This window comes from Roseateles noduli (assembly GCF_050626985.1).
GTDB classification, from domain to species: Bacteria; Pseudomonadota; Gammaproteobacteria; order Burkholderiales; family Burkholderiaceae_C; genus Roseateles; species Roseateles noduli_A.
The window spans coordinates 4,012,126-4,035,756 of the sequence record NZ_CP192463.1; the positions used below are offsets into that span (position 1 = coordinate 4,012,126).

Here is a 23,631-nt window from a genome sequence, read left to right on the forward strand (position 1 = left end):
CGCAGAAAATAAAAGTCCGCGGTCAGCTAGGCCGCCGCGGAAAAAACCGTGCATCACCGAGGGTTAGCGATGATCGCGCCGGGTTGCAGCCCCGGTGCAATAATCAATCCAACGAATGATTTGAAGGTTGATTATGCTCGACCGTGAAGGCTTCCGGCCCAACGTCGGCATCATCCTGCTCAACCACAAGAACGAGGTGTTCTGGGGCAAGCGCATACGCACCCATTCTTGGCAGTTCCCCCAAGGGGGCATCAAGCATGGAGAGACGCCCGAGCAGGCGATGTTCAGGGAGCTGCATGAGGAAGTTGGCCTCACTGCGGACCACGTGCGCATCATCGCGCGCACGCGGGACTGGCTCCGTTACGAGGTTCCCGACCACTTCATCCGGCGCGACGCGCGCGGTCATTACCGCGGGCAGAAACAGATCTGGTTCCTGCTGCAGATGATGGGGCGCGACAGCGACATGAACTTGCGCGCCACCGACCATCCCGAGTTCGATGCCTGGCGGTGGAACGAGTACTGGGTGCCGCTGGAGGCCGTGATCGAATTCAAGCGCGGCGTGTATCAGATGGCGCTGACTGAACTGGCGCGTTTCCTGCCGCGCCTGAATCACCACAACCGCTACCTGCGCGCCGGCATGCGGCCGCCTCCGCGCGGCGACCGCCAGGGCGGACATGGCGACCATGGTGATCAGGACCATCACCGGCATGAGCGCTTCGATCACCGGCCCCATGAGCACGATGGTGCCGCGCATGCGGAGGCTTCCCATCAGGAATCGCGCGATGCCCGTGAGGTCGCACCGCCCGCGGCGGCCCATGGTGGTCCTGTGGAGCCTGCGAAGGACTGACGGTCCGCATCCCGCAGTGGAAATGAAAATGGCGCCCTCGGGCGCCATTGTTCTTGGTGTTCGCGCTTCGGCGACGAATCGACACTGCGTCAGCGCAGCACCAGGTTGTCGCGGTGGATCAGCTCCGGCTCGGCCGCGTAACCCAGCACACGCTCGATGTCGAACGACGGCTTGCGCGCGATCAGCCGGGCCTCGGCACTGCCGTAGTTGGTCAGGCCACGTGCGAGCTCCTGCCCGGCCAGATCAACGATCGCGATGACGTCGCCGCGATGGAATTCACCCGACACCTCCTGCACACCGATCGGCAGCAGGCTCTTGCCCTCTTCCCGCAACTTGATCGCCGCGCCCGCGTCGACGACGACCTTCCCGCGCAACTGCAGGTGATCGACCATCCATTGCTTGCGCGCCGCGAGTTTCGCGGTCGATGCCATCAGCGCCGTACCGATGGCCTCGCCGGCCGCCAGGCGGAGCAGGACATCGGGCTCGCGCCCCCAGGCGATCACGGTGTTGGCGCCGCTGCTGGCCGCGCGCTTGGCGGCCAGGATCTTCGTGATCATGCCGCCGCGCCCGATGCTGGTGCCCGCGCCGCCGGCCATCTCCTCGAGCTCGGGCTTGCCCGCCGTCGCACGATCGATGAAGCGGGCGTTCGGATCCTTGCGCGGGTCCGCCGAGTACAGGCCCTTCTGGTCCGTGAGGATCACCAGCGCGTCCGCCTCGACCAGGTTCGCGACCAGCGCGCCCAGCGTGTCGTTGTCGCCGAACTTGATCTCGTCGTTGACGACGGTGTCGTTCTCGTTGATCACCGGCAGCACGCGATGCTGCAGCAAGGCCAGCAATGTCGAACGCGCGTTGAGGTAGCGCTCGCGGTCGGCCAGGTCGGCGTGCGTCAGCAGCACCTGCGCGCTCGTCAAGCCCTGCTCGCGAAGCTTGGTCTCGTACATCTGCGCGAGGCCCATCTGGCCGACGGCCGCCGCAGCCTGCAGTTCGTGCAGTTCCTTGGGCCGGCTCGCCCAGCCCAGGCGCTTCATGCCCTCGGCGATCGCGCCGCTGGACACCATCACCACTTCCCGACCTTCGCGGGCGAGTTCCGCGAGCTGCCGGCACCAGTTGCCGATGGCCTCGGCGTCGACGCCACGGCCTTCATTGGTCACCAGGCTCGAGCCGACCTTCACGACGATGCGTCGTGCGTCCTTCAAGACACCCGTCGAGTGGCCGTTCAAGTTGTCGTTGCTCATGCGCGGAGGATCAGGGTGCCGTGAGGTCGAAGACGGAAGTCAGGGCAGCGGGTCGAAACGCGGATCGCGCTCGGGCGGCTTTTCCGCCTTGTCGGCCTTCTCAGCCTTCGCCGCCTTGATCACCTTGGCCTTCGTGGCGCGCGTCTTGCGCGTTTCCTGGAAGGCCTTGGGCGGATCGATCGTCGGTGCGTCGAAGCGTGCATCCGGGTCTTCCACCGGCGGTGACTGGATCGCCGCCACGTGCTCGTAGATGGCGCGGATCAGCGGCTCGCAGCCCTCGCGCGTCAGCGCGGAGATCTCGAAGACGGGGCCCTTCCACTTGTAGCGCTTCACGAAGTCCTTCACACGGGCGGCGCGCTCTTCCGCGGGCACCATGTCCAGCTTGTTCAGCACCAGCCAGCGCGGCTTCTCGTACAGCGCCTCGTCGTACTTCTTCAGTTCCTTGACGATGGCCTTGGCCTCGGCGACCGGGTCCACGTCCGGGTTGAACGGCGCCAGATCGACCACGTGCAGCAGCACGCGCGTGCGCTGCAGGTGACGCAGGAACTGGTGGCCCAGGCCGGCGCCTTCTGCGGCACCCTCGATCAGGCCCGGGATGTCGGCGATGACGAAGCTCTTCTCCGGACCCACACGCACCACGCCCAGATTCGGGTAAAGGGTCGTGAACGGGTAGTCGGCGATCTTCGGACGTGCGTTCGACACGGCCGCGATCAGCGTCGACTTGCCGGCGTTGGGCTGGCCCAGCAGGCCGACGTCGGCCAGCACGCGCAACTCCATCTTCACCTTCTTGATCTCGCCGGGCCAGCCAGGCGTCTTCTGACGCGGCGCGCGGTTCGTCGAGGTCTTGAAGTGCAGGTTGCCGAAGCCGCCGTCGCCGCCCTTGGCCAGCAGCACCGGCACATCGGGCTCGAGCAGCTCGGCAATGATCTCGTCGGTCTCCAGGTCGCGCACGATGGTGCCCACCGGCACCTTCAGCGTGATGTCGTCCGCGGCAGCGCCGAACTGGTCCGAGCCACGGCCAGCCTCGCCATTGCGAGCCTCATGGCGGCGCGCGTAGCGGTAGTCGATCAGCGTGTTCAGGTTGCGGTCGGCCACCGCGAAGACGCTGCCGCCGCGGCCGCCATCCCCGCCGTCCGGGCCGCCGAACGGAATGAACTTCTCGCGGCGGAAACTGGCGCAGCCCGCCCCGCCGTTGCCGGCGGCGATATCGATGGTGGCTTCGTCAACGAACTTCATGGATGGCCTTCAGTCCCGGAGCGGGGCTATCGTAATTCACGCCCCCGCGCTCCCGCGCGAGGCCATGCTTTGAATCGGAGCGAGTCAGGTTTCGCCGGGACTCGCGGTCGGCGCGGCGCCCGACGGTATCAGGCACCGAGAAAAACAAAGCCCCGGACGATGCCGGGGCTCTGGGTCCGCCGAACACGGGAGACCAGGTCTCCCGCGTCGCGGCGTCAGGACATCAAGTCGCTCAGATCGCCGTGACGACGACCGTGGAGCGGCTGTTTTCGCCCTTGACGGTGAAGGACACCGTGCCGTCGATCAGCGCGAACAGCGTGTGGTCCTTGCCCATGCCCACGTTGGTACCAGCGTGGAACTTCGTGCCGCGTTGGCGGACGATGATCGAGCCAGCCGAGATGGTCTGGCCGCCGTACACCTTGACGCCAAGCATCTTCGGCTTCGAGTCGCGGCCGTTTCGTGTCGAGCCGCCGCCCTTTTTCTGTGCCATGGATTACTCCTTGATCAGATTACGAGAGAGTCAGGGAATCAGCCGTTGACCGCGCTGATTTCCAGCTCGGTGAACGTCTGGCGATGGCCTTGGCTCTTCTTGTAGTGCTTGCGACGACGCAGCTTGAAGATGCGCACCTTGTCATGCTTGCCATGAGCCACCACGGTGGCCTTGACGCTTGCACCCGCAACCAAGGGAGTCCCGATCTTCAGGTCCGCGCCGTTTCCGACAGCCAGCACCTGGTCAATCACGATCTCTTGGCCAACGTCCGCAGCAATCTGTTCTACCTTGATCTTTTCGCCAGCAGCAACTTTGTATTGCTTGCCGCCGGTTTTTATGACCGCGTACATATCAGCCCTTTCACATGAGAGCGGCCCACCAGGCGCCAGAAGCGCCTGTCGACCGCCCAAGAAAAAACACCGCACAAAGATGCGGAGCCCGAGAATGTAGCACAACCTGCTGCACTGATGCAAACCCTGAGCAGCCGCAAAGCCCGCAACCACCGGCCTTGCGCGGCGCCTCCGCGGAAATTTGCGTCCGATTCGGGCACGCGCCGGAACCCGCCCCACAGGCAACGACGACGCGCCCGTGCGAAGGCGTGGACTTCACGGACGGGCCCGCGTCCGCACCTTCCTATAATCCGCGCTTCCCCTCACAGTGAGTCCAGAGTGCAGCCCATTGCCTCTACCCCAGTTACCGAGGTCCTCGAGGCGCTGAATGCGCAGATGAATGAAGTCGACGCCGTGATCGCGCAGCGGCTTCGCTCGGACGTCGCCCTGATCAACCAGATCTCCGCCTACATCATCCACGCCGGTGGCAAGCGGATGCGGCCCAAGCTGGTGTTGATGTTCGCCAACGCACTGGATGCCGACTCCCCCGCCAGTCGGGAACTCGCCGCGGTCGTGGAGTTCATCCACACCGCGACGCTGTTGCATGACGACGTCGTCGACGAGTCCGCGCTGCGTCGCGGCAAGCAGACCGCCAACGCGCTGTTCGGCAACGCGGCGAGCGTGCTGGTGGGCGACTTCCTGTACTCGCGCGCCTTCCAGATGATGGTGTCCGTGAACCGGATGCGCGTGCTGGAAGTGCTGGCGGACGCGACCAACGTGATCGCCGAAGGTGAAGTCCTGCAGTTGATGAACATGCATGATCCGGACGTCGCGGTGGACAGCTATCTGCGTGTCATCCGCTACAAGACGGCCAAGCTGTTCGAGGCCAGCGCGCGCCTTGGCGCCGTGCTGGCCGATGCCCCGCGCGCGCTGGAGGAAGCCTGTGCCGGCTACGGCCGCGCCCTGGGCACGGCCTTCCAGCTGATCGACGACACGCTGGACTACGAAGGCACCAGCGAATCGTTGGGCAAGAACGTCGGCGACGACCTGCGCGAGGGCAAGCCCACGCTGCCGTTGCTCATCGCGATGGAGCGAGGCACCGAGGACGACCGCGCGCTGATCCGTCACGCCATCGAGCACGGCGAGGTCGAGCGCCTGCAGGACATCGTCGCGATCGTGCGCCGCACCGGCGCGCTGGAAGCGACGCGCGAAGCCGCCCGCGCGGAAGTCGCACAGGCGAGACAACATTTGTCCGCGCTACCTCTTTCCAAGTGGAAAGAAAGCCTGCTAGAATTTGCGGCTCAGTCGGTGGAGAGAAGTTCTTGAACAGACTCTCTATCGAGTGACAAAACGGGGTGTAGCTTAGCCTGGTAGAGCGCTACGTTCGGGACGTAGAGGCCGGAGGTTCGAATCCTCTCACCCCGACCAGGCACATCGATGACGCCGCGAATCGCAGGATTCGCGGCGTTTTTCTTTGCGCGCCAGATCCCGCCACGCAAGGCGTCGTCGCGCGCTGCTCCGACGATCCGAGGGTCAGGCCTTGCGCAGAAGCCGGCGGCACTGGGGGTGTCTCGCACATTTCGCGCTCAATTTCCAGTGACCAAGGCCGAAATTGCACGAAGCGTCTGACTTCAGTGAAAGCCAGGACAGCCCCTGCTGCCGGCCCTCCGTTCATGGGGGTAAAGTGAGGGGCTGCTCCGGCGCGCGCGCCGGCATCCGGCAAGACCCTACCCGATGGCGATATCCGTGGACACCACTCTGGCCGAACCCCCTCAGTCCGCCCTGTCAGGCGTTGCCCGCGTGCTCGTGCACGCCGGCAAGCTCAAGCCGCAGGCGGCCGAGGACCTGGTCAAACTCGCGCGGGAAAAGAAGACCAGCTTCATCAATGCGGTCATGGCCTCGGGCACCGTCTCGTCGACGGACCTCGCCCACACGCTGTCGCACGCGCTCGCCTTGCCGTTGCTGGATCTGAATGCGGTCGACGGGCACAAGCTGCCGCAGAACATCATCGACGCGAAGCTCGCGGCGCAGTACCAGGTCGTGGTACTGGCGCGCCGCGGCAACCGGCTGTTCATCGGCGGGGCGGATCCGACCGAGCAGGAAGTCGTCGAGCGCATCAAGTTCGCCACCCAGCTGACACCTGAATGGATCATCGTCGAGCACGACAAGCTCACGAAACTGCTGGGCATCGCCGCCGCTTCGACCGCCGAGGCACTGGAAGCGATCTCCGGCGAGGACTTCGACTTCGACATCGCCGAAGACGACACACCACCGCCCGAGGAATCGCAGGAAATCACGGACGTGGAGGATGCGCCGGTCGTGCGCTTCCTCCAGAAGATGCTGGTGGACGCCATCAACATGCGGGCCTCGGACCTGCATTTCGAGCCGTTCGAGTACCACTACCGCGTCCGGTTCCGGGTCGATGGCGAGCTGCGCGAGATCACGCAGCCGCCGATCGCGATCAAGGACAAGCTCTCATCGCGGATCAAGGTGATATCGCGGATGGACATTTCCGAACGCCGCGTCCCCCAGGACGGCCGGATGAAGCTGAAGTTCGGCTCCAAGGCAATCGACTTCCGGGTCTCGACGCTGCCGACGCTGTTCGGCGAGAAGATCGTGATCCGGATCCTGGACCCTTCCTCGGCCAAGCTCGGCATCGAAGCCCTGGGCTACGAGAAGATTGAAAAGGAACGGCTGCTCCATTGCATCCAGCGGCCCTACGGGATGATCCTGGTCACCGGGCCGACCGGCTCGGGCAAGACGGTGTCGCTGTACACCTGCCTGAACATCCTGAATGTGCCGGGCACCAACATCTCCACCGTCGAGGATCCGGCGGAAATCAACCTGCCCGGCATCAACCAGGTCAACGTCAACGACAAGGCGGGGCTGACCTTCTCGGCCGCGCTCAAGGCCTTCCTGCGCCAGGATCCCGACATCATCATGGTCGGTGAAATCCGGGATCTGGAGACGGCGGACATCGCCATCAAGGCCGCACAGACCGGTCACATGGTGATGTCGACGTTGCACACCAACGACGCGCCGACAACGCTGACCCGCCTGCTGAACATGGGCGTGGCGCCCTTCAACATCGCCTCGAGCGTGCTGCTGATCACCGCGCAGCGATTGGCGCGCCGCTTGTGCGAGAACTGCAAGGCGCCGGCCGAATATCCGCGTGAAGCACTGCTTCGCGCCGGCTTCGTGGAGTCGGACCTCGACGGCAGCTGGAAGCCTTATCGGGCCGTCGGCTGCTCGAATTGCAACAATGGTTATCGTGGACGCGTCGGCCTTTACCAAGTGATGCCCATCACGGAGGCGATCCAGCGGATCATCCTGTCCGAGGGAACGGCCGTGGACATCGCCCAGCAAGCCCGCGCGGATGGCGTGCGGGACTTGCGGCAGTCCGGGCTGGTCAAGGTCCGGGCGGGCGTCACGACACTGGAAGAGGTGCTGGCGGCCACCAACGAATGACACTGGGAGCATGACGCGGCGTCCTCGGGCGCCGCGTTGGCATGTCCGGCGTCAGGTCACCAGGACCGATCGAACGAGTCAAAGATTGGGAGCGCCACTCGTCTGGCGCGACGGCAGGAGGTGATATGGCGACGACCACCGCAGGCGCCAAGAGCGCGGCCAAGGGCATCAAGGAATACGTCTTCGAATGGGAAGGCAAGGACCGCAACGGCAAGATCGTTCGCGGAGAGATGCGGGCCGGCGGCGAAGCCGTCATCAGCGCGTCGCTGCGGCGCCAGGGCATCCTGGTCAGCAAGATCAAGAAGCGGCGCAGCTCCGGCGGCAAGTCCATCAAGCAGAAGGACATCTCGGTCTTCACACGTCAGCTCGCGACGATGATGCGCGCGGGCGTCCCGCTGCTGCAGTCGTTCGACATCGTCGCCCGGGGCAGCCCGAACCCCCGCCTGACCAAGCTGCTGACCGACATCCGTCAGGATGTCGAGACGGGCACTTCGCTGTCGGCCGCTTTCCGCAAGCATCCGCTCTACTTCGACGCGCTGTACTGCAACCTGGTCGAGGCCGGCGAGCAGGGCGGTATCCTGGAAGCCCTGCTGGACCGTCTGGCGATCTACCAGGAAAAGACCGTTGCGCTGAAGGGCAAGATCAAGTCGGCCCTGACCTACCCGATCGCGGTGATGGTCGTGGCCTTCGTCGTGACGGCGGTGATCATGATCTTCGTGATCCCGGCCTTCAAGGACGTGTTCAAGTCCTTCGGTGCCGATCTCCCGGCCCCGACGCTGTTCGTGATGGCGATGTCGGAGATCTTCGTTGCGTATTGGTGGCTGATCTTCGGCGTCATCGGCGGTGGCCTGTACTTCTTCTTCCAGAGCTGGAAACGCTCGGAGAAGATGCAGAAGTTCATGGACCGGCTCCTGCTGAAAATCCCGGTGTTCGGCCAGTTGATCTACAAGTCGGCGGTCGCCCGTTGGACGCGCACGCTGGCAACGATGTTCGCCGCGGGCGTGCCGCTGGTGGAGGCCCTGGACTCGGTGGGGGGCGCTTCCGGCAATGCGGTATTCGTCGAGGCAACCGAAAAGATCCAGCGCGACGTGTCGACCGGCGCTTCGCTGACCACATCGATGCAGACGACCGGCATCTTCCCGATCATGGTCCTGCAGATGTCGTCGATCGGCGAGGAATCCGGCTCGCTGGACCACATGCTGGGCAAGGCGGCCGACTTCTATGAAGAAGAGGTGGATGACGCCGTCAAGGCGCTGTCCAGCCTGATGGAACCCATCATCATCGTGTTCCTGGGCACGTTGATCGGCGGCATCGTGATCTCGATGTACCTGCCGATCTTCAAGCTGGGCGCGGTGGTGTAAGTGCTGGACCCGGCTCTGCTGGACGCGCTGCTCTCGCCCGCGTTCCTCGGCCTCATCGGCCTGTGTGTCGGCAGCTTCCTCAATGTCGTCATCTACCGGTTGCCGGTGATGCTGCACCGCGAGTGGCTGTCCGACTGCGCCGACCAACTGGCGCTGGAAGACGATCTGCGCGCCCACGCCGGGCTCGACGAGGCTGCTACGCGTCACCTGGCGGCCGCCGCAGGCCCCTTGCGTGAGTCGCTCGATCGCCAGCCCGCGTTCTCGCTGGTCCGTCCGGCATCGCGATGCCCGCATTGCGGCCACCAGTTGCGCTGGCACGAGAATCTGCCGCTGATCGGCTGGCTGCGATTGGGTGGGAAATGTGCGTCCTGCAAGGCGCCGATCTCCGCGCGTTACCCGTTCGTCGAGCTGCTCACGGGCCTGCTGTTCGCGGGCATCGCCTGGCGCTTGGGCCCTCAGCCGGCCAGCCTGTTGTATTGCGGTTTCGCTGCGGCGCTGGTTGCGTTGGCCGGCATCGACTGGGACACCACGCTGCTGCCCGACAGCATCAACCAGCCCCTGTTGTGGGCCGGCCTGATCGCGGCGTACGCCGGATGGATTCCGGTCTCGCTGACCGATGCGTTGATCGGGGCGCTCGCAGGCTATCTCTCGCTGTGGTCCATCTACTGGGTGTTCAAGCTGGCCACCGGCAAGGAAGGCATGGGCTACGGCGACTTCAAGCTGCTGGCAGCCCTGGGGGTGTGGCTGGGCTGGCAGATGGTGCTGCCGGTCGCGCTGTTCGCCTCGCTGATCGGCGCCTTCGTGGGCATCGGACTGAAACTCCGAGGGGGCCTGCGCGAGGGTCGCTATGTGCCGTTCGGGCCTTTCCTGGCCGGCGGCGGACTTGCGGTGCTGCTCATCGGGACTGCGAAGGTCGCCGTCTGGCTGGGACTTCAGCCGGTCTGATCTCTCCTCGGAGCAACTCGTGCGCATCGGTCTCACCGGCGGCATCGGCAGCGGCAAGAGCACCGTGGCGTCGGCACTGGTGGCGCTGGGCGGCGCGCTGCTGATCGACACCGATGCGATTTCCCGCGCACTCACCCAGCCTGATGGTGGCGCGATGTCGGCCATCGCGCTGCGGTTCGGTCCGACCTTCGTCGCGCCTGACGGTGCGCTCGACCGGGCCGCGATGCGGGAACTGGCCTTTCGGGATCCGCAGGCCAAACGCGCGCTCGAAGCCATCCTGCATCCGATGATCGGCGCGGAAACGGCGCGGCAGGCAGCGCTCGCGACACCGGGACAACGGGTCGTGTTCGACGTGCCGCTGCTGGTCGAATCTGGCCGTTGGCGGCGCCTGGTCGACCGCGTGCTGGTCGTCGACTGCCGGGAAGAGACTCAGCTCGCCCGCGTGATCGCCCGATCAGGCCTGAGCGAGCCGGCCGTGCGCGCCATCCTGGCGCAGCAGGCGACGCGCGCTCAACGCCGTGCCGCTGCGGACGCGGTGATCCACAACGACGGCCTCACGCTCGAACAGCTGAAAGAAGAAGTCCGCATGCTGCTGGCCAGTCCCCTGCTCTGACCCCGCTACCGGATGGGGGGCGCTGTGACACTGTGGAACAATGGTCACTTGCCGCAAAGGGATGTCGACTTGGTCCTCTACGAATACCCGTTCAACGAGAGCATCCGCACGATGCTCAGACTCGAACACCTGTTCGATCGGCTCGGTCAGCTGATGGCGCGCGACACCGCGATGGATCACCACTTCGCGTTGGCCACCATCTTCGAGGTGATGGACGTCGCCTCGCGTGCCGACCTCAAGGCTGACCTGCTCAAGGAGCTGGAGCGCCACCGCACGCAGTTCAACAGCTACCGCGGCAATCCGGCGGTGTCTGAAGCCGTGCTGGACGAGGTGGTGGGTCGCATCGATGCCGCCTTCGACAAGCTCAACCAGTTGCCCGGCAAGGCCGGTCATGCGCTGACGACCAACGAGTGGCTGATGAGCATCCGCAGCCGGATTTCGATCCCGGGCGGCACCTGCGAGTTCGATCTGCCCGCCTACTACGCGTGGCAGCAACTGCTGCCGGTACGCCGCCGCAACGACCTGATGCAGTGGGCGCAGACGCTGATGCCGTTGGCCGAGGCGCTGAACGTCCTGCTGGGCCTGCTGCGTGACAGCGGCTCGCCGCACAAGGTGGCCGCCCACGGCGGCCAGTACCAGCAGAGCCTCCCGCCGGGGCGCAGCTTCCACATGCTGCGCATGCGCATCGACCCCAGCCTGGGCCTGATCCCGGAAATCAGCGGCCACCGCCTGATGGTCTCGATCCGGCTGATGCGCCAGGATGAGGACGGGCGCTTGAAACCAGCGCCCGTGGACGCCACCTTCGAACTGACCCTGTGTTCCTGACCTGGTGCGCTCGGCGCTGAATGCGCCCACCGCACACCGCAGTTCCGATTTCGTCATGACCGAGAAATTCATCCCCGCCACGCCTGCGCCGCGCATCGTGCCCTGCCCGACCTGCGGCGGTGACAGCCTGTTCGCGCCAAGCAATCTCTGGCGCCCGTTCTGCAGCGAGCGCTGCCGTCAGATCGATCTGGGCCACTGGTCCGACGAATCGTTCCGCGTGGCCGCGCCGCCGACGACGATCGACGAGGACGACGCCTCGAAGTAGGCCGCATCGCGCGCAGGCTGCGCGCCGGCCGACGTCCTTCAGGCCGGAAGCAGTTCCCGACGCACCAGGTCTTCCCGCGCCAGTTCCGGCGTCGTGAACAGGTGGGTGTGCCAGCCGAGCTCCTTCGCTGCCGCGATGTTGGCCGGATGATCGTCGAGGAACAGCACCTCTTCGGGCTTGGCGCCGAACTGTTCGAGCGCGAGGTCGAAGATCTCGCGTGACGGCTTCGACTGCTTCACTCGACCCGAGAAGACACCCGAGACGAACCACTCCTTCAGCGGGAAGCTCTGCTCGAGGTAGTCGGCATAGGGCTCCGGCATGTTCGAGAGGAAGTACAGCGTGTGCCCCTGTGCCTTCAACTCCCGGATCAGCGCCGCGGTCCCTTCGATGAGCTTGAGCTCCGACGGCACTGCCTCCATCACGGCGACGATGTCCTCGCGCGACCAGCCGGTGCGCGCATGGATGCGATCGGCCGTGGTCGGCGCATCGGCCAGACCCTGGTCGAACGCACCCCAATCGCCGCTGTAGGCCTGGAAGAAGTCCTTGGCAATGGCCGCGCCTTCGACTTCGTCGGCGACACGGTGGGCCCAGACGCGGGCCAGGAAACTCGGCGGGTGCCAGCGGAACAGCACCGCACCGAAATCAAAAACGATCTTCATCTGACGGGTTCTCTACTGCGTGGGAATCGGAGAGAGGGGATCAGCCGCGCAGCTTGGCGAGCAGTCCGGCCGTGGAGGCATCCAAGCCCGACACATCGCCGCTGGTCAAGCGCGGCAGCAGGCTGTTGCACAGCGCCTTGCCCAGCTCCACGCCCCACTGGTCGAAGCTGTTGATGTTCCACACGGCACCGCTGACGAACACGCGGTGCTCGTAAAGCGCGATCAACGCGCCGAGCGACGACGGCGTCAGCGCATCGAGCAACAGCATCGTGCTCGGCCGGTTGCCGGTGAAGCTCCGATGCCGTGCCAGCACATCCGGATCAAGATCCTGCGATGCGGTCGGCGCCTTCTCGGCACGCGCGGCCTCCGCGGTCTTGCCCTGCATCAGCGCCTGCGATTGCGCGAGGCAGTTCGCCAGCAGCTTCACGTGCTGGTCCTTGAGCTTGTCCAACAGCTCTCCGCCGACCTGCGGGCCGAAGTTCGGCGTCTTCACGGCGATGAACTCCACCGGGATCACATCGGTCCCCTGGTGCAGCATCTGGAAGTAGGCATGCTGGCCATTGGTGCCGGCCTCACCCCAGACGACCGGACTGGTCGCGAAGCTCAGCGGATCGCCGGCGCGATCGACGCCCTTGCCGTTGCTTTCCATCTCCAGCTGCTGCAGATAGGCCGGGAGCCGGCGCAGCCCCTGGTGGTAAGGCGCCACCGAGCGGCTCGTGAAACCGTGGAAGTTGCGGTACCAGACGTCCAGCAGGCCCAGCAGCACCGGCAGGTTCTTTTCCAGCGGAGCGCTGCGGAAGTGCTGGTCCATGGCATGCGCACCGGCCAGCAGCGCGCGAAAGTGGGCCGAGCCCACCGCGATCGCGATCGGCAGCCCGATCACCGACCACAGCGAGTAGCGCCCACCCACCCAGTCCCAGAAACCGAAGGTCGTCGTGATGCCGAACGCGGCGGCGGCCTTCGCATTGCTGGTCGTGGCGGCGAAGTGCTTCGCGATGTCGGTGCCCCCGTTCTGCTGGAACCAGGCCTTCGCCGCCATCGCGTTGGCCAGCGTCTCCTGCGTCGTGAAGGTCTTGGAGGCGACGACGAATTGCGTCGTCTTCGGGTCCAGCCCGCGCAGCACCGGGGCCAGGTCGTGCCCGTCGACGTTCGACACGAAATGCAGCGTCAGGCCAGCCGGCACATACGACTGCAGGGCCTGCACGACCATGGCCGGCCCGAGGTCCGAGCCGCCGATGCCGATGTGGACGATGTCGGTGATGCCGCTCCTCGCCTGATCGCGCACCGAGTCGGCGAAGGCCAGCATGCGCGCGAGTGAAGCCTGCACCTCGTCCGAGTGCGGCCCCTGCCCCGCCGGCGCACGCAGCGCCGTGTGCAGCACGGCGCGGCCTTCGGTCGCGTTGATGGGATCACCGTTGAACAGCGCCTCGCGCTGCGACTCCAGCTGAACGTCCCGGGCCAGCGTCAGCAGCAGTTCCAGCGTGCGAGCGTCGATGCGGTTCTTCGACAGATCCGCAAACACTTCCGGCGTCTGCAGCGACCAGGCCGCGAAGCGGCCCTCATCGGTCGCGAAGGCCTGGCGCACGTCGAACGCGCGTCCGGATTGCTGGAAATGACTTTGCAAGGCCGCCCAGGTCGGGCTGCGGTCGCAACGCGGGAACTCGGTCATCGCAGGCTTTCGATCATCTGGTCCAGCTTGCCGGCATCGACGGCAAACAGGCGGATGCCTTCGGCCAGCTTCTCGGTGGCCATGGCGTCCTGGTTGAGGGCGAAGCGGAAGGCCGCCTCGTTGAAGGAGACCTTGGGCAAGTCCTGGACCTTGGCGGCGTCGGCGTCGAGCGCACGCGCCAGCGGCGCTTCGCTGCCCTGCAGCTGGGCGAGCAGATCGGGGCTGATCGTCAACAGGTCGCAGCCGGCGAGCGCCTGGATCTGCCCGATGTTGCGGAAGCTCGCGCCCATCACCTCGGTCTGGATGCCGTGCTTCTTGAAGTAGTTGTAGATCGCGGCGACCGACTTCACGCCGGGGTCGTTGACGCCGGCATTGGCGGCCTCGTCCCAGTTCGGGCCGGCGGCCTTCTTGTACCAGTCGTAGATGCGGCCGACGAAGGGCGAGATCAGCTGGATGCCGTTCTCGCCGCAGGCCACCGCCTGGCAGAAGGAGAACAGCAGCGTCAGGTTGGTGTGGATGCCTTCGAGCTCCAGCTCGCGCGCAGCCTGGATGCCTTCCCAGGTCGACGCGACCTTGATCAGCACGCGGTCGCGGCCGATGCCCGCGTCCTCATACATCTGGATCAGGCGGCGCGCGCGCGCCAGCGTGGCGACGGTGTCGAAGCTCAGTCGGGCGTCGACCTCGGTCGACACGCGGCCCGGGACGACCTTGAGGATCTCCAGGCCGAAGGCCACCAGCACCTTGTCGACGATCAGGTCCAACGCATCGGTCTTGCTGGCGGCGACGGTGTCCTCCAGCAGGTGGGCGTAGTCCGGCGACTGCACCGCCTTCAGGATCAGCGACGGATTCGTCGTGGCATCGCGCGGCGTGAACTGCGCCAGCTGCTTGAAATTGCCGGTGTCGGCGACGACGGTGGTGAAGGCCTTGAGTTGTTCGAGCTGGTTCATGAGCGTAGGCGCCTGAGGCGATCGAGAACGGACGGGACGCGTCGGAGGCATGGGCTTTGCCCCTCGACGACGACAGGGAAACCCGTATTAGAACTGCTTGCGGCGCCCGCCTTCCGAGCTGCCACGCCGTTGACCGGCCCAAGAAACTGGGGCATCATAATTCCGGTAACTTCGTTACATCAAGACATCGCCAACAACTCTTACGCCCCGATGCGGGGTGCCGCGCTCATGTCCTTCGACCTCGTCTTCTTTGGTGGCACTGGTGACCTGACCTGGCGCAAGCTGATGCCCGCGCTCTTCCAGGCGTTCCGCCACGGCAAGCTGCCCGAAGGCGGCCGCATCCTGGCCGTCGCCCGCGACGAGCAATCCGACGAGCGCTATCGCGAATGGCTCAAGGAGCGCTTCCAGGAGGTCGAGGCCGGCAAGCGGCCGAACGACGAAGAATTCGCCCGCTTCTCCGAGCTGGTGCATTACCGCCGCATGGACCTGTCCCAGCCCGACCACTATGCGCGGCTGAAGGAGTGGCTGGGCGAGCGCAACGCAGACACCGTCGTGTTCTATCTGGCGACGAGTCCCCACCTGTTCACGCAGATCTGCCAGCAGCTCGGCGCCGCGGGCCTCAACGGCGCGAACGTGCGCGTCGTGCTGGAAAAGCCGCTGGGCCACGATCTGGCCAGCGCGCAGGAGATCAACCGCGTCGTGCGCTCGGTGTTCTCGGAGACGCAGGCCTTCCGTATCGATCACTACCTGGGCAAGCCTTCGGTGCAGAACCTGATGGCGCTACGCTTCGGCAACGCGCTGTTCGAACCGCTGTGGCGGCGCGAGAGCATCGCCAACATCCAGATCACGCTGGCCGAAGGCTTGGGCGTGGGCACACGCGGTCCGTTCTATGACGGCACCGGCGCGCTGCGGGACATGATCCAGAACCATGCGCTGCAACTGCTGACGATGATTGCGATGGAGGCCCCCTCCAGCAACGACGCCGATGCGATCCGCGACGAGAAGCTGAAGGTGCTGCGCGCGCTCAAGCCGTTCACCGCGGAGAGCGTCGCGCGCGACGTCGTGCGTGGCCAGTACCGTGCCGGCAACGCCGAGGGCAAGCCGGTGCCGGGTTATCTGGACGAAGGCAAGATCCCCGCGGACAGCCACACCGAGACCTTCGTCGCCCTGAAGACGGAGATCCAGAACTGGCGGTGGGCAGGCGTTCCCTTCTACCTGCGTACCGGCAAGCGCCTCGCCGCGCGGGACGCGCAGATCGTCATCAATTTCCGTCCGGTGCCACATCCGATCTTCCCGGGCAGCAGCTGTCCCAACCGCTTGATCATCAAGCTGCAGCCCGAGGACGGCCTGGAGCTGCAGTTGATGGCCAACAAGGGCGGCTCCAGCACGGAGGCCCTGAGCCCTGTCTCGTTGGACCTGGACTTCGACAAGGCCTTCGCCCACACGCGGGTCGGCGCTTATGAACGGCTGCTGCTGGACGCCATCGCCGGACGGCTCAACCTCTTCGTCCGCAGCGACGAGCAGGAGCAGGCCTGGCGCTGGGTCGAGCCGATCCTGAACTTCTGGAAGCAGGACAGCACCGGACCGCGCACCTACGTCGCCGGCAGTTGGGGCCCTCCCGCCTCGAGCGCGCTCGTGGCGCGCGACGGCCACTCCTGGATCGAGGAATGCTGAAGCGATGAGCATGCTCGAACGAGTCAAGGCCGCGCTGCCCGCGCTGCCGCCCGCCGAACAGCGTGTCGCCAAGCTGCTGCTGGCCGATCCGCGCTCGTTCGCGAGCTTGCCGGTCAGCGAACTCGCCGATCGTTCCCATGTCAGCAAGCCGACCGTCGTGCGCTTCTGCCGCAGCGTCGGCTATGACGGCCTGGCCGACTTCAAGCTGAAGCTCGCCGGCAGCGTCAATGAAGGCGTGCCCTTCGTGCACCGCGCCGTCGACGAGGACGACAAGCCCGGCGACCTGATCGTGAAGGTCGTCGACAACGCGGTCGCGGCGTTGCTCCATTACCGCAACGACGCCGCCAGCCACGCCTTCGAACGCGCCATTGCGGCGCTGTCCGAGACGGCCCGTCAGCGTCAGCGCATTGAGTTCTACGGCGTCGGCAACTCCGGCATCGTGGCGCAGGACGCGCAGCACAAGTTCTTCCGGCTCGGGGCCAATACTTTCGCCTGCAGCGATGGACACGTGCAGCTGATGAGCGCCACGATGCTGGGCTCGGGCGACTGCGCGGTGATCATCTCCAACTCGGGACGCAGCCGCGACCTGATGGATGCCGCCGAGATCGCCCGCAAGAAGGGGGCGACGACGATCATCATCACCGCCAGCGGCTCGCCGCTGGCCCAGATGGGGCAGTTGCCAGGCCAGGTGCTGCTGGCCGTCGACCACCCGGAAGACTACGACCGCTACAGCCCGATGGTGTCGCGGCTGCTGCACCTGATCGTCGTGGACGTGCTGACCACCGGCGTCGCTTTGCGACTGGGCGAAAACCTGCGTCCGATGCTGCAGGAGATCAAACGCAACCTCCGCACCAAGCGTTACGCACAGTGACTCCCATACTCGTCGGCACGCGACGCTGAAAAACAATCGGGCCGCATCAGCGGCCCGATTTCATTCAGTGCGACAGAAGGTCACACCATCTCGGCGGGAGCCGTCGCATCGGCCCAGAACAGATGTTCCAGCGCGTACACGCGCGCCAACTCGCGCAACTCGCGCGGCGCCTGCTGAAGCGTCAGCTGCCAACCGTCCTGACCGCACAGCCGCAGCGCGCTGAGCAGCAAGCTCAGCGCCGCCGAGTCGAAGTCGATCAGGCCGCTCGCATCCAGGGTCACGCTTCTCCCGGCGGCATTGCCGACCTGAGCCAACTCGGCGCGCAGCGCGCTCTCGAGCCGCACCCATTCTTCAGGCACGTTCTCCAGCCGCAGCCGCGACGGCAGCTTCAGCATCGCGTCAGCCCTTCTTCGCGCCCGAGGCCGCCGTTGCGGGACGCGCGTTGCGTTCGGCCAGCGACTTGATCAGGCCGTCGATGCCCTTGGCGTTGATCTCCTGCGCAAAGCTGTTCTTGTACTGATCCGCCAGCCAGATGCCCAGCACATTCACGTCGTAGATCTTCCAGCCGGAATCCAGCTTTTCCAGGCGATAGTCCAGCTGGATCGGGTCGCCCTTGCCGCGGATCTCGGTACGCACGATGACTTCCTTGTCCTCGGGCGCCGCGCGCATCGGCTTCATCGCGATCGTCTGGTCCTTGACCTGCGTCAGCGCGCCGGCATACGTGCGCACCAGCAGGGTCTTGAACTCCTCCTGCAGGCGCTGCTTCTGCTCCGGCGTCGCCTGGCGCCAGAAGCGGCCCACCGCCGTCGCGGTGATGCGCTGGAAGTCCACGTGCGGCATCACCTTGCTGTCGACCAGCTGCATGATCTTGTTGACGTCGCCGCCCTGGATGGCCTTGTCGCCCTTGACGGCGTCCAGCGTCTCGATCGACAGGTCGCGGATCAACTGGTCCGGCGCCGAGCTGTCGGCGGCGAAGGAGGCCAGCGGGCTCAGCGTGGCGATCGAGACGATCGCGCCCAGCAGCAGTCGTTTGGTGGCATTCATGCTTGTCCTTTCTTTCTCTTCATGACACGGACCGGATCACAACGCGGCAAGTCCGGTACCGGTTCACCGGCCGCCCTCCAATGGGCGTTACCGGTTGTTGCGGCGCTCAACGATCTCTCACGCGTCGCTCAGCGATCGCCTTGCGGGTTGACCGGTTTCTCGTCCGGGGTGATGACTTCGTAGTCATCGTCCTCTTCCTGTTCCTTGTGCGTCTTGATATTGCGGCGCTGCATGTAGGCGTCACGCACGAAGGTGTACTTGTCCAGCGCGATGCCATCCAGCATGTCGGTCACTCGCAGCAGGTTGGCGCGGGTGTTGATCAGCTGAAGCGCCGAGATCGCAAACTTGTATTCGCCGCCGTCGAACAGATAGGCCGGCGAGTAGTAGATGTTGGCCGGCAGCGTCACCGAATCACGCAACGACGAGGGGCCCAGCAAGGGCCACACGATATACGGACCCGTCTTGACGCCCCAGTAGCCGAGCGTGCGCCCCAGGTCCTCGGAGGTCTTCTCCAGACCTGCGGGCGTGGCGATGTCGATCAGGCCGGCGATGCCGAACACCGAGTTCACGGCCACGCGCATCGTCTGGGATGCGCCGGTCTTGAAGCGCCCCTGCAGGAACAGGTTGACCGCCGACCAGGCGTCCGAGAAGTTGCCGAAGAAGTTGTCCACGGCCTGACGAGCCGGCTGCGGCACGAGGTCCGAGTACGCCGTGGCGACGGGACGCAGCAGGTTCTCGTCGAGCTTCTCGTTGAAGTTGAAGACTTTGCGGTTCCAGCTTTCCCAGGGGTCCAGGCGATTGCGCACCCGCGGGCCCGGCGCTGGCGCATCCTGGGCCGCAGCCGCAGCCGCAGTCGCGCCGGCCTGTCCTGCCGCGGCAGGCTCGGCGGACGAGGCGCCGGACGCAGGCGCGGCGGCGGAGGCCGCAGACGCCGCGACTGCTGCCTGATCCTGGGCCTTCTCTTCCTGGTCGGCCTGCGGCTCAGCAGCCTTCGATTCGTCAGCCTGCTGTTGCTCGACGGCCTGCGGCTCCTCGATGGCCTGCTGGACGGGCAGCGCCGTCAAGGCATACGTCTGGGGCCGCTCAAGCGGCGGCTCCGTCTGCGCCAGGGCTGGTGCCGCCGCGCCTAGCAGCGTGGCACTCAGCAGCGCAGCCGCGAGTTCAGTCCGGGCCGCTCCGGCGATCCCGACCGTGGTGATGGTGGTCATTGCTTCTCTCCCGAGGCCGGCGTCGAGGACGCGTCGGCCGCCTTGTTATAGAGGAACTGGCCGATCAGGTTCTCCAGCACCACGGCCGACTGCGTCTGCGTGATGATGTCGCCCGTGGCGAGGTTCTTTTCTTCCGCACCCGGCTCGAGGCCGATGTATTGCTCGCCCAGCAGGCCGGACGTGAGGATCTTGGCCGAGCTGTCCTTCGGAAACGCGACGCCCTGGTTCATGTTCAGGATCACACGCGCCTGGAAGCTCTTGTCGTCGAAAGTGATCGTGCCCACCCGGCCGACGACAACGCCCGCGCTCTTCACGGCCGCGCCGGGCTTCAGTCCGCCGATGTTGTCGAACTTGGCCGTCACGGTATACGTGTCCTGGAAGTTCAACGACAGCAGGTTGCCCGCCTTCAAGGCCAGGAACAGCAGGGCCGCGCCGCCCAGCAGCACGAAGAATCCGACCAGCGCGTCATAACGAGAGGATTGCATCAGGCAACTCCGAGATATCTCTTGAATTCGGTTGTGGTGTCGATGGATCGCGCGCCGCGCGTCAGATCGAGAACATCATGGCGGTCAGGATGAAATCCAGACCCAGTACCGCCAGCGACGACAGCACCACGGTGCGCGTCGTCGCCTGGGACACGCCTTCGGGCGTGGGTTTGCAGGCGTATCCCTGCAACAGGGCGACGAAGCTGACCGTCACGCCGAACACGACGCTCTTGACGAACCCGTTGCCGACGTCCTTGAACACGTCGACGCCGCCTTGCATCTGCGACCAGAACGAACCCGCGTCGATGCCGATCAGCGGCACGGCCACGAGCCAGCCGCCAATGATGCCGACTGCGGAGAACACGGCCGCGAGCAGTGGCATCGCAATGAAGCCGGCCCAGAAGCGCGGCGCGAGCACACGCTGCACCGGATCGACAGCCATCATCTCCATGGCGCTGAGCTGCTCGCCGGCTTTCATCAGGCCGATCTCGGCGGTCAGCGAAGTCCCGGCGCGGCCAGCGAACAGCAAGGCCGCCACAACCGGGCCGAGCTCGCGCACCAGGCTCAGCGCGACCAGCAGTCCGACGGCCTCCGCCGATCCGTAGCGCTGCAGCGTGTAGTAGCCCTGCAGTGCCAGGACGAAACCGACGAACAGTCCGGACACGCCAATGATGGAGAGCGAACGGTTGCCGAGGAAGTAGATCTGCTCCCGCACCAGCGAGAAGCGGCGCAGGCAGGCGCCCAGATGCATCATCAGCGTACCGAGGAGCCGGGCCGAGGCGCCCCAATCGCCAAGCTTCAGGCGCAGACCGCGCCCGATCGAGGTGGCGAAACCGATCATGCCGATGCCTCCTGCGGAAGACCGAAGTCCTCGCGGACAGGCTTGGCGGGCTGGTGGAAACGCACCGGGCCGTCGGCTTCGGCATTGACGAACTGATGCACCAGCGGATCCGTGCTGTGGCGCAACTCGTCCGGCGTCCCCTGGGCGACGACACCGCCGTTGGCCACCATCACGACGTGATCGGCGATGCCGAAAATCTCGTGGATGTCATGGGAGACGATCACGCTGGTCAGGCCCAACGCGTCGTTGAGATCGCGGATCAGCCGCGCAGTCACGCCCAGCGAGATCGGGTCCAGGCCCGCGAAGGGTTCGTCGTACAGCACCAGATCCGGATCCAGGGCGATCGCGCGCGCCAGAGCAACGCGACGTGCCATGCCGCCGGACACCTCGTTCGGCATCAGGTCGCGGGCACCGCGCAGCCCGACCGCGTTGAGCTTCATCAGGACGAGGTCGCGGATCATGGGTTCAGGCAGCCGTGTGTGCTCGCGCAACGGGAACGCGACGTTCTCGAATACGTTCAAGTCGGTGAACAACGCGCCGAACTGGAACAGCATGCCCATCCGGCGACGTTGAGCATAGAGCTGGGTCTGGCCCATCGGCGCAAGATCCTGCCCATCGAACAGCACTTGTCCGGAGCGCGGCCGCAATTGCCGGGTCAGCAGCCGCAGCAACGTGGTCTTGCCGCCGCCCGATGAGCCGATCAGCGCCATCACCTTGCCGCGTGGCAAGGTGACGTTGACGTCTTTCAGGATGATCCGGTCGCCATAGCCGACGGTCACATCCTTCACTTCGATCAGTGGGCGGACGCTTCTGGATGAATTGGGATCAGTGAATGCCATTTCCTTGGGATCGATCCGGGACGATGCCGGGCGGCAGGCGTCCGGGAGCCGGGATCATAGGGTAAAGCCCGAATTGATGCCGGAGGACACCTGGGGCGGGGTGCAGATATATGAGGCGACCCGGAAGCGTTCGTGCCAGGGGTCCGCCGCCCAGGCGTGACGGACGTCACATTCGGAGGTCGTCGCGAGACGGGCGGAATCCAAGGCACGACGAGCGGCCTCGCCTTCCGAGGGCCGCTGTCGATAATTTCGGAAACAAGGAGCGCTTCATGTTCGGGACCTTCAAGACCTCTTCCGCTCAACGCCGGACCCGCGACGGCCGGGGCTTCACGCTGATCGAGCTGATGATCGTCGTGGCCATCATCGGCGTGCTCGCCGCGATCGCCATTCCCAGCTACCGCAGTTATGCGATCCGCGGCTCGTTGACCGACGCGGCGACCGGTCTGACGTCGATGCGGGCGGACATGGAGACCTATTACCAGAACTACCGCAGCTACGCGGCCGCAAATGGCGGCACGCCGCCGTGCGCCACCGGCGCCAAGTACGGAAAGTTCGTGGTCAGTTGCACCGGCGCCAACGGCATGGTCGCAGCCGACAGCTTCAGACTCCAGGCGGTGAGCACCGACAACCTCCTGAAGGATTTCATCTTCACGGTGAACCAGCAGGACACGCGAAGCACCGTCAACGCCCCGACTGGCTGGACCAACACGTTGCCTTGCGCTCGCTGGGTAATGTCCAAGGGCGAAGCATGCTGACAACGCGGCACCGCGCTGCGCGCGGCTTCACGCTGATCGAACTGATGATCGTGCTGGCGATCGTCGGCATCACAACGGCGCTGGCTGCTCCGGCACTGCGCAGCTGGTCGGCCAACGCGCAGGTGAAGACAGCGGCCAGCTCGCTGGCCACCAGCCTGCGTATGGCCCAGGCGGAAGCGATCCGCACTTACCAGCCGGTGATCTTCTATCGTACGAACGACGCCACCTGCTCGACGAACTCCAGCGCGAACGCAGGCGGCAAGTACTGGGTCGTCAAGGTCATCCCGAATGCGGTCTTGACACTGCCGTCGGCGCAGGCTCCGGCGCTTTGCGGCGTGATGACTGAGAACACGGCCAATCTCACGATCAACGGCCCGACCGCGGTCTGCTTCGGCCCCAACGGTCGTCCGATTCCCGTGACTGGGCCAATTCCCGGCGTGGCGAATTGCAACGTCAACGCGGACGGCGTGATCGTCTACTGGGTCGACTCCTCCGCCACGGTCAACAACATGCGCAAGCTGTCGGTGTGGACGACGCTCGGCGGCACGATCCGGACCTGCGCACGTGAGACCGCGATCTCCGACACGACGCCCGAAGGCTGCACCACGGCGAACAAGGGGTACACGTCATGACACATCGTTCCCGCCGCGCAGCCCGCGGCATGACGCTCGTCGAATTGATGGTCGCGATGCTGGTCATGACGATCGGCATCGTGGGATTGGTCGCCATGATGGCGCGCGCCTCGCAGGCCGCAGCCGGCGCCGATGACAACCAGCGCGCTGCGCTGCTGGCTGCGGAGTTGGCCAACGACATGTGGATTTACAACAGCACCAATCCACCCACCCAGACGGCTTGGCAGACGCGCGTCGCGACGCCGGCCCAATCAGGGCTCAACGGCGCGACCGGCACCGTGACATTTCCAGGACAGAACGTTGCGCGGATCACGATCGTCTGGACGGCCGCCGGCGCCAAGGACGTCAACGTTTCCCGCCGCGTTTACTTCACCAACGTGCGGCTGAACTGAC

The 23,631-nt window shown here is 65.5% G+C and carries 26 protein-coding genes and 1 tRNA gene; 14 read left to right on the top strand and 13 right to left on the bottom strand.

What is annotated here, in order from left to right; all coding sequences use genetic code 11:
• The first annotated feature begins 133 nt into the window (after nt 1–133).
• Nucleotides 134–847, top strand: a complete 714-nt coding sequence (locus tag ACQ4L4_RS17545) for an RNA pyrophosphohydrolase (protein WP_431100202.1) — start codon at nt 134–136, stop codon at nt 845–847.
• An 89-nt stretch (nt 848–936) separates the two neighbouring features.
• Here ACQ4L4_RS17545 and proB read toward each other — a convergent pair whose 3' ends face one another.
• From proB to rplU, 4 genes are all read right to left on the bottom strand, one after another.
• Nucleotides 937–2,082, bottom strand: coding sequence for a glutamate 5-kinase (gene proB / locus ACQ4L4_RS17550; RefSeq protein ID WP_377160156.1), 1,146 nt, complete (start codon nt 2,080–2,082; stop codon nt 937–939).
• A gap of 39 nt (nt 2,083–2,121) precedes the next feature.
• A complete protein-coding gene (cgtA, locus tag ACQ4L4_RS17555) occupies nt 2,122–3,318 on the bottom strand; it encodes an Obg family GTPase CgtA (RefSeq protein ID WP_431100203.1) in 1,197 nt (398 codons plus the stop codon).
• A gap of 232 nt (nt 3,319–3,550) precedes the next feature.
• Nucleotides 3,551–3,808 carry a 50S ribosomal protein L27 gene (rpmA, locus tag ACQ4L4_RS17560; RefSeq protein ID WP_088407914.1) on the bottom strand — a complete coding sequence of 86 codons (258 nt, stop codon included), beginning with the start codon at nt 3,806–3,808 and terminating at the stop codon, nt 3,551–3,553.
• A gap of 38 nt (nt 3,809–3,846) precedes the next feature.
• Nucleotides 3,847–4,158, bottom strand: a complete 312-nt coding sequence (rplU, locus tag ACQ4L4_RS17565; RefSeq protein WP_297531896.1) for a 50S ribosomal protein L21 — start codon at nt 4,156–4,158, stop codon at nt 3,847–3,849.
• 375 nt (nt 4,159–4,533) lie between these two features.
• Here rplU and ACQ4L4_RS17570 point away from each other — a divergent pair, with 375 nt between their 5' ends.
• From ACQ4L4_RS17570 to ACQ4L4_RS17605, 8 genes are all read left to right on the top strand, one after another.
• Nucleotides 4,534–5,463, top strand: coding sequence for a polyprenyl synthetase family protein (locus tag ACQ4L4_RS17570; protein ID WP_431100204.1), 930 nt, complete (start codon nt 4,534–4,536; stop codon nt 5,461–5,463).
• A gap of 25 nt (nt 5,464–5,488) precedes the next feature.
• Nucleotides 5,489–5,565: transfer RNA gene (locus tag ACQ4L4_RS17575), tRNA-Pro, on the top strand.
• A gap of 306 nt (nt 5,566–5,871) precedes the next feature.
• Complete coding sequence (gene pilB / locus ACQ4L4_RS17580; protein WP_431100205.1) at nt 5,872–7,605, top strand: type IV-A pilus assembly ATPase PilB; 1,734 nt, start codon at nt 5,872–5,874, stop codon at nt 7,603–7,605.
• A 125-nt stretch (nt 7,606–7,730) separates the two neighbouring features.
• Entirely contained in the window at nt 7,731–8,966 is a 1,236-nt protein-coding gene (locus ACQ4L4_RS17585; protein WP_431100206.1) for a type II secretion system F family protein, read from the top strand.
• Nucleotides 8,967–9,911 carry a prepilin peptidase gene (locus ACQ4L4_RS17590; protein ID WP_431100207.1) on the top strand — a complete coding sequence of 315 codons (945 nt, stop codon included), beginning with the start codon at nt 8,967–8,969 and terminating at the stop codon, nt 9,909–9,911. It begins immediately after the preceding gene.
• A 19-nt stretch (nt 9,912–9,930) separates the two neighbouring features.
• On the top strand, nt 9,931–10,524 hold the full coding sequence (gene coaE / locus ACQ4L4_RS17595; RefSeq protein WP_431100208.1) for a dephospho-CoA kinase: 594 nt from the start codon (nt 9,931–9,933) through the stop codon (nt 10,522–10,524).
• Between the two features lie 69 nt (nt 10,525–10,593).
• A complete protein-coding gene (gene zapD, locus ACQ4L4_RS17600; RefSeq protein ID WP_088407952.1) occupies nt 10,594–11,349 on the top strand; it encodes a cell division protein ZapD in 756 nt (251 codons plus the stop codon).
• 55 nt (nt 11,350–11,404) lie between these two features.
• Nucleotides 11,405–11,614, top strand: coding sequence for a DNA gyrase inhibitor YacG (locus ACQ4L4_RS17605; protein ID WP_377160145.1), 210 nt, complete (start codon nt 11,405–11,407; stop codon nt 11,612–11,614).
• Nucleotides 11,615–11,652: 38 nt separating this feature from the next.
• On the opposite strand, the gene ACQ4L4_RS17610 is transcribed toward ACQ4L4_RS17605, so the two are convergent.
• Genes ACQ4L4_RS17610 through tal form a run of 3 tightly spaced genes read right to left on the bottom strand, consistent with a single transcriptional unit; the run spans nt 11,653 to nt 14,889 of the window.
• The gene (locus tag ACQ4L4_RS17610; protein ID WP_431100209.1) at nt 11,653–12,273 is read right to left on the bottom strand and encodes an HAD family hydrolase; all 621 of its coding nucleotides are present in this window, start codon (nt 12,271–12,273) and stop codon (nt 11,653–11,655) included.
• Between the two features lie 40 nt (nt 12,274–12,313).
• A complete protein-coding gene (pgi, locus tag ACQ4L4_RS17615) occupies nt 12,314–13,942 on the bottom strand; it encodes a glucose-6-phosphate isomerase (RefSeq protein WP_431100210.1) in 1,629 nt (542 codons plus the stop codon).
• Complete coding sequence (gene tal, locus ACQ4L4_RS17620) at nt 13,939–14,889, bottom strand: transaldolase (RefSeq protein ID WP_431100211.1); 951 nt, start codon at nt 14,887–14,889, stop codon at nt 13,939–13,941. The genes pgi and tal overlap by 4 nt, the downstream gene beginning before the upstream one ends.
• Nucleotides 14,890–15,117: 228 nt before the next feature.
• On the opposite strand from tal, the gene zwf reads away from it, so the two are divergent.
• The gene (gene zwf / locus ACQ4L4_RS17625; protein WP_377160137.1) at nt 15,118–16,563 is read left to right on the top strand and encodes a glucose-6-phosphate dehydrogenase; all 1,446 of its coding nucleotides are present in this window, start codon (nt 15,118–15,120) and stop codon (nt 16,561–16,563) included.
• A 10-nt stretch (nt 16,564–16,573) separates the two neighbouring features.
• Nucleotides 16,574–17,434: a MurR/RpiR family transcriptional regulator gene (locus tag ACQ4L4_RS17630; protein ID WP_377160135.1), complete on the top strand. Its 861-nt coding sequence runs from the start codon at nt 16,574–16,576 to the stop codon at nt 17,432–17,434.
• A gap of 80 nt (nt 17,435–17,514) precedes the next feature.
• Here ACQ4L4_RS17630 and ACQ4L4_RS17635 read toward each other — a convergent pair whose 3' ends face one another.
• The 6 genes from ACQ4L4_RS17635 to ACQ4L4_RS17660 all read right to left on the bottom strand — a co-directional run bounded on the left by ACQ4L4_RS17635 (nt 17,515) and on the right by ACQ4L4_RS17660 (nt 21,851).
• Nucleotides 17,515–17,829, bottom strand: a complete 315-nt coding sequence (locus ACQ4L4_RS17635) for an STAS domain-containing protein (RefSeq protein ID WP_431100213.1) — start codon at nt 17,827–17,829, stop codon at nt 17,515–17,517.
• Between the two features lie 4 nt (nt 17,830–17,833).
• Nucleotides 17,834–18,478, bottom strand: coding sequence for an MlaC/ttg2D family ABC transporter substrate-binding protein (locus tag ACQ4L4_RS17640; protein WP_431100214.1), 645 nt, complete (start codon nt 18,476–18,478; stop codon nt 17,834–17,836).
• 128 nt (nt 18,479–18,606) lie between these two features.
• Nucleotides 18,607–19,686, bottom strand: a complete 1,080-nt coding sequence (locus ACQ4L4_RS17645; protein WP_431100215.1) for an MlaA family lipoprotein — start codon at nt 19,684–19,686, stop codon at nt 18,607–18,609.
• Entirely contained in the window at nt 19,683–20,171 is a 489-nt protein-coding gene (gene mlaD, locus ACQ4L4_RS17650) for an outer membrane lipid asymmetry maintenance protein MlaD (protein ID WP_431100217.1), read from the bottom strand. The genes ACQ4L4_RS17645 and mlaD overlap by 4 nt, the downstream gene beginning before the upstream one ends.
• 61 nt (nt 20,172–20,232) lie before the next feature.
• On the bottom strand, nt 20,233–21,012 hold the full coding sequence (gene mlaE, locus ACQ4L4_RS17655; RefSeq protein WP_431100218.1) for a lipid asymmetry maintenance ABC transporter permease subunit MlaE: 780 nt from the start codon (nt 21,010–21,012) through the stop codon (nt 20,233–20,235).
• Nucleotides 21,009–21,851 (bottom strand): ABC transporter ATP-binding protein, encoded by an 843-nt coding sequence (locus tag ACQ4L4_RS17660; RefSeq protein WP_431100219.1) that lies wholly within the window; start codon nt 21,849–21,851, stop codon nt 21,009–21,011. The genes mlaE and ACQ4L4_RS17660 overlap by 4 nt, the downstream gene beginning before the upstream one ends.
• Before the next feature lie 269 nt (nt 21,852–22,120).
• On the opposite strand from ACQ4L4_RS17660, the gene ACQ4L4_RS17665 reads away from it, so the two are divergent.
• Genes ACQ4L4_RS17665 through ACQ4L4_RS17675 form a run of 3 tightly spaced genes read left to right on the top strand, consistent with a single transcriptional unit; the run spans nt 22,121 to nt 23,630 of the window.
• On the top strand, nt 22,121–22,606 hold the full coding sequence (locus ACQ4L4_RS17665; RefSeq protein WP_431100220.1) for a type IV pilin protein: 486 nt from the start codon (nt 22,121–22,123) through the stop codon (nt 22,604–22,606).
• The gene (locus ACQ4L4_RS17670; RefSeq protein ID WP_431100221.1) at nt 22,600–23,238 is read left to right on the top strand and encodes a GspH/FimT family pseudopilin; all 639 of its coding nucleotides are present in this window, start codon (nt 22,600–22,602) and stop codon (nt 23,236–23,238) included. The genes ACQ4L4_RS17665 and ACQ4L4_RS17670 overlap by 7 nt, the downstream gene beginning before the upstream one ends.
• On the top strand, nt 23,235–23,630 hold the full coding sequence (locus ACQ4L4_RS17675; protein WP_377160117.1) for a type IV pilus modification PilV family protein: 396 nt from the start codon (nt 23,235–23,237) through the stop codon (nt 23,628–23,630). Before ACQ4L4_RS17670 ends, ACQ4L4_RS17675 begins: the two co-directional genes overlap by 4 nt.
• Nucleotide 23,631 lies beyond the last annotated feature (1 nt).

Excerpts from the sequence above, each read along its gene's own strand:
- ACQ4L4_RS17665 (WP_431100220.1), top strand. The coding sequence starts at position 22,121 with ATGTTCGGGACCTTCAAGACCTCTTCCGCTCAACGCCGGACCCGCGAC.
- rpmA (WP_088407914.1), bottom strand. The coding sequence starts at position 3,808 with ATGGCACAGAAAAAGGGCGGCGGCTCGACACGAAACGGCCGCGACTCG.
- zwf (WP_377160137.1), top strand. The coding sequence starts at position 15,118 with ATGTCCTTCGACCTCGTCTTCTTTGGTGGCACTGGTGACCTGACCTGG.
- ACQ4L4_RS17610 (WP_431100209.1), bottom strand. The coding sequence starts at position 12,273 with ATGAAGATCGTTTTTGATTTCGGTGCGGTGCTGTTCCGCTGGCACCCG.
- tal (WP_431100211.1), bottom strand. The coding sequence starts at position 14,889 with ATGAACCAGCTCGAACAACTCAAGGCCTTCACCACCGTCGTCGCCGAC.
- rplU (WP_297531896.1), bottom strand. The coding sequence starts at position 4,158 with ATGTACGCGGTCATAAAAACCGGCGGCAAGCAATACAAAGTTGCTGCT.
- ACQ4L4_RS17630 (WP_377160135.1), top strand. The coding sequence starts at position 16,574 with ATGCTCGAACGAGTCAAGGCCGCGCTGCCCGCGCTGCCGCCCGCCGAA.
- cgtA (WP_431100203.1), bottom strand. The coding sequence starts at position 3,318 with ATGAAGTTCGTTGACGAAGCCACCATCGATATCGCCGCCGGCAACGGC.
- pgi (WP_431100210.1), bottom strand. The coding sequence starts at position 13,942 with ATGACCGAGTTCCCGCGTTGCGACCGCAGCCCGACCTGGGCGGCCTTG.
- ACQ4L4_RS17635 (WP_431100213.1), bottom strand. The coding sequence starts at position 17,829 with ATGCTGAAGCTGCCGTCGCGGCTGCGGCTGGAGAACGTGCCTGAAGAA.
- ACQ4L4_RS17605 (WP_377160145.1), top strand. The coding sequence starts at position 11,405 with ATGACCGAGAAATTCATCCCCGCCACGCCTGCGCCGCGCATCGTGCCC.
- mlaD (WP_431100217.1), bottom strand. The coding sequence starts at position 20,171 with ATGCAATCCTCTCGTTATGACGCGCTGGTCGGATTCTTCGTGCTGCTG.
- ACQ4L4_RS17660 (WP_431100219.1), bottom strand. The coding sequence starts at position 21,851 with ATGGCATTCACTGATCCCAATTCATCCAGAAGCGTCCGCCCACTGATC.
- ACQ4L4_RS17670 (WP_431100221.1), top strand. The coding sequence starts at position 22,600 with ATGCTGACAACGCGGCACCGCGCTGCGCGCGGCTTCACGCTGATCGAA.
- ACQ4L4_RS17645 (WP_431100215.1), bottom strand. The coding sequence starts at position 19,686 with ATGACCACCATCACCACGGTCGGGATCGCCGGAGCGGCCCGGACTGAA.
- ACQ4L4_RS17545 (WP_431100202.1), top strand. The coding sequence starts at position 134 with ATGCTCGACCGTGAAGGCTTCCGGCCCAACGTCGGCATCATCCTGCTC.
- ACQ4L4_RS17640 (WP_431100214.1), bottom strand. The coding sequence starts at position 18,478 with ATGAATGCCACCAAACGACTGCTGCTGGGCGCGATCGTCTCGATCGCC.
- mlaE (WP_431100218.1), bottom strand. The coding sequence starts at position 21,012 with ATGATCGGTTTCGCCACCTCGATCGGGCGCGGTCTGCGCCTGAAGCTT.
- pilB (WP_431100205.1), top strand. The coding sequence starts at position 5,872 with ATGGCGATATCCGTGGACACCACTCTGGCCGAACCCCCTCAGTCCGCC.
- ACQ4L4_RS17585 (WP_431100206.1), top strand. The coding sequence starts at position 7,731 with ATGGCGACGACCACCGCAGGCGCCAAGAGCGCGGCCAAGGGCATCAAG.
- proB (WP_377160156.1), bottom strand. The coding sequence starts at position 2,082 with ATGAGCAACGACAACTTGAACGGCCACTCGACGGGTGTCTTGAAGGAC.
- ACQ4L4_RS17675 (WP_377160117.1), top strand. The coding sequence starts at position 23,235 with ATGACACATCGTTCCCGCCGCGCAGCCCGCGGCATGACGCTCGTCGAA.
- ACQ4L4_RS17570 (WP_431100204.1), top strand. The coding sequence starts at position 4,534 with ATGAATGAAGTCGACGCCGTGATCGCGCAGCGGCTTCGCTCGGACGTC.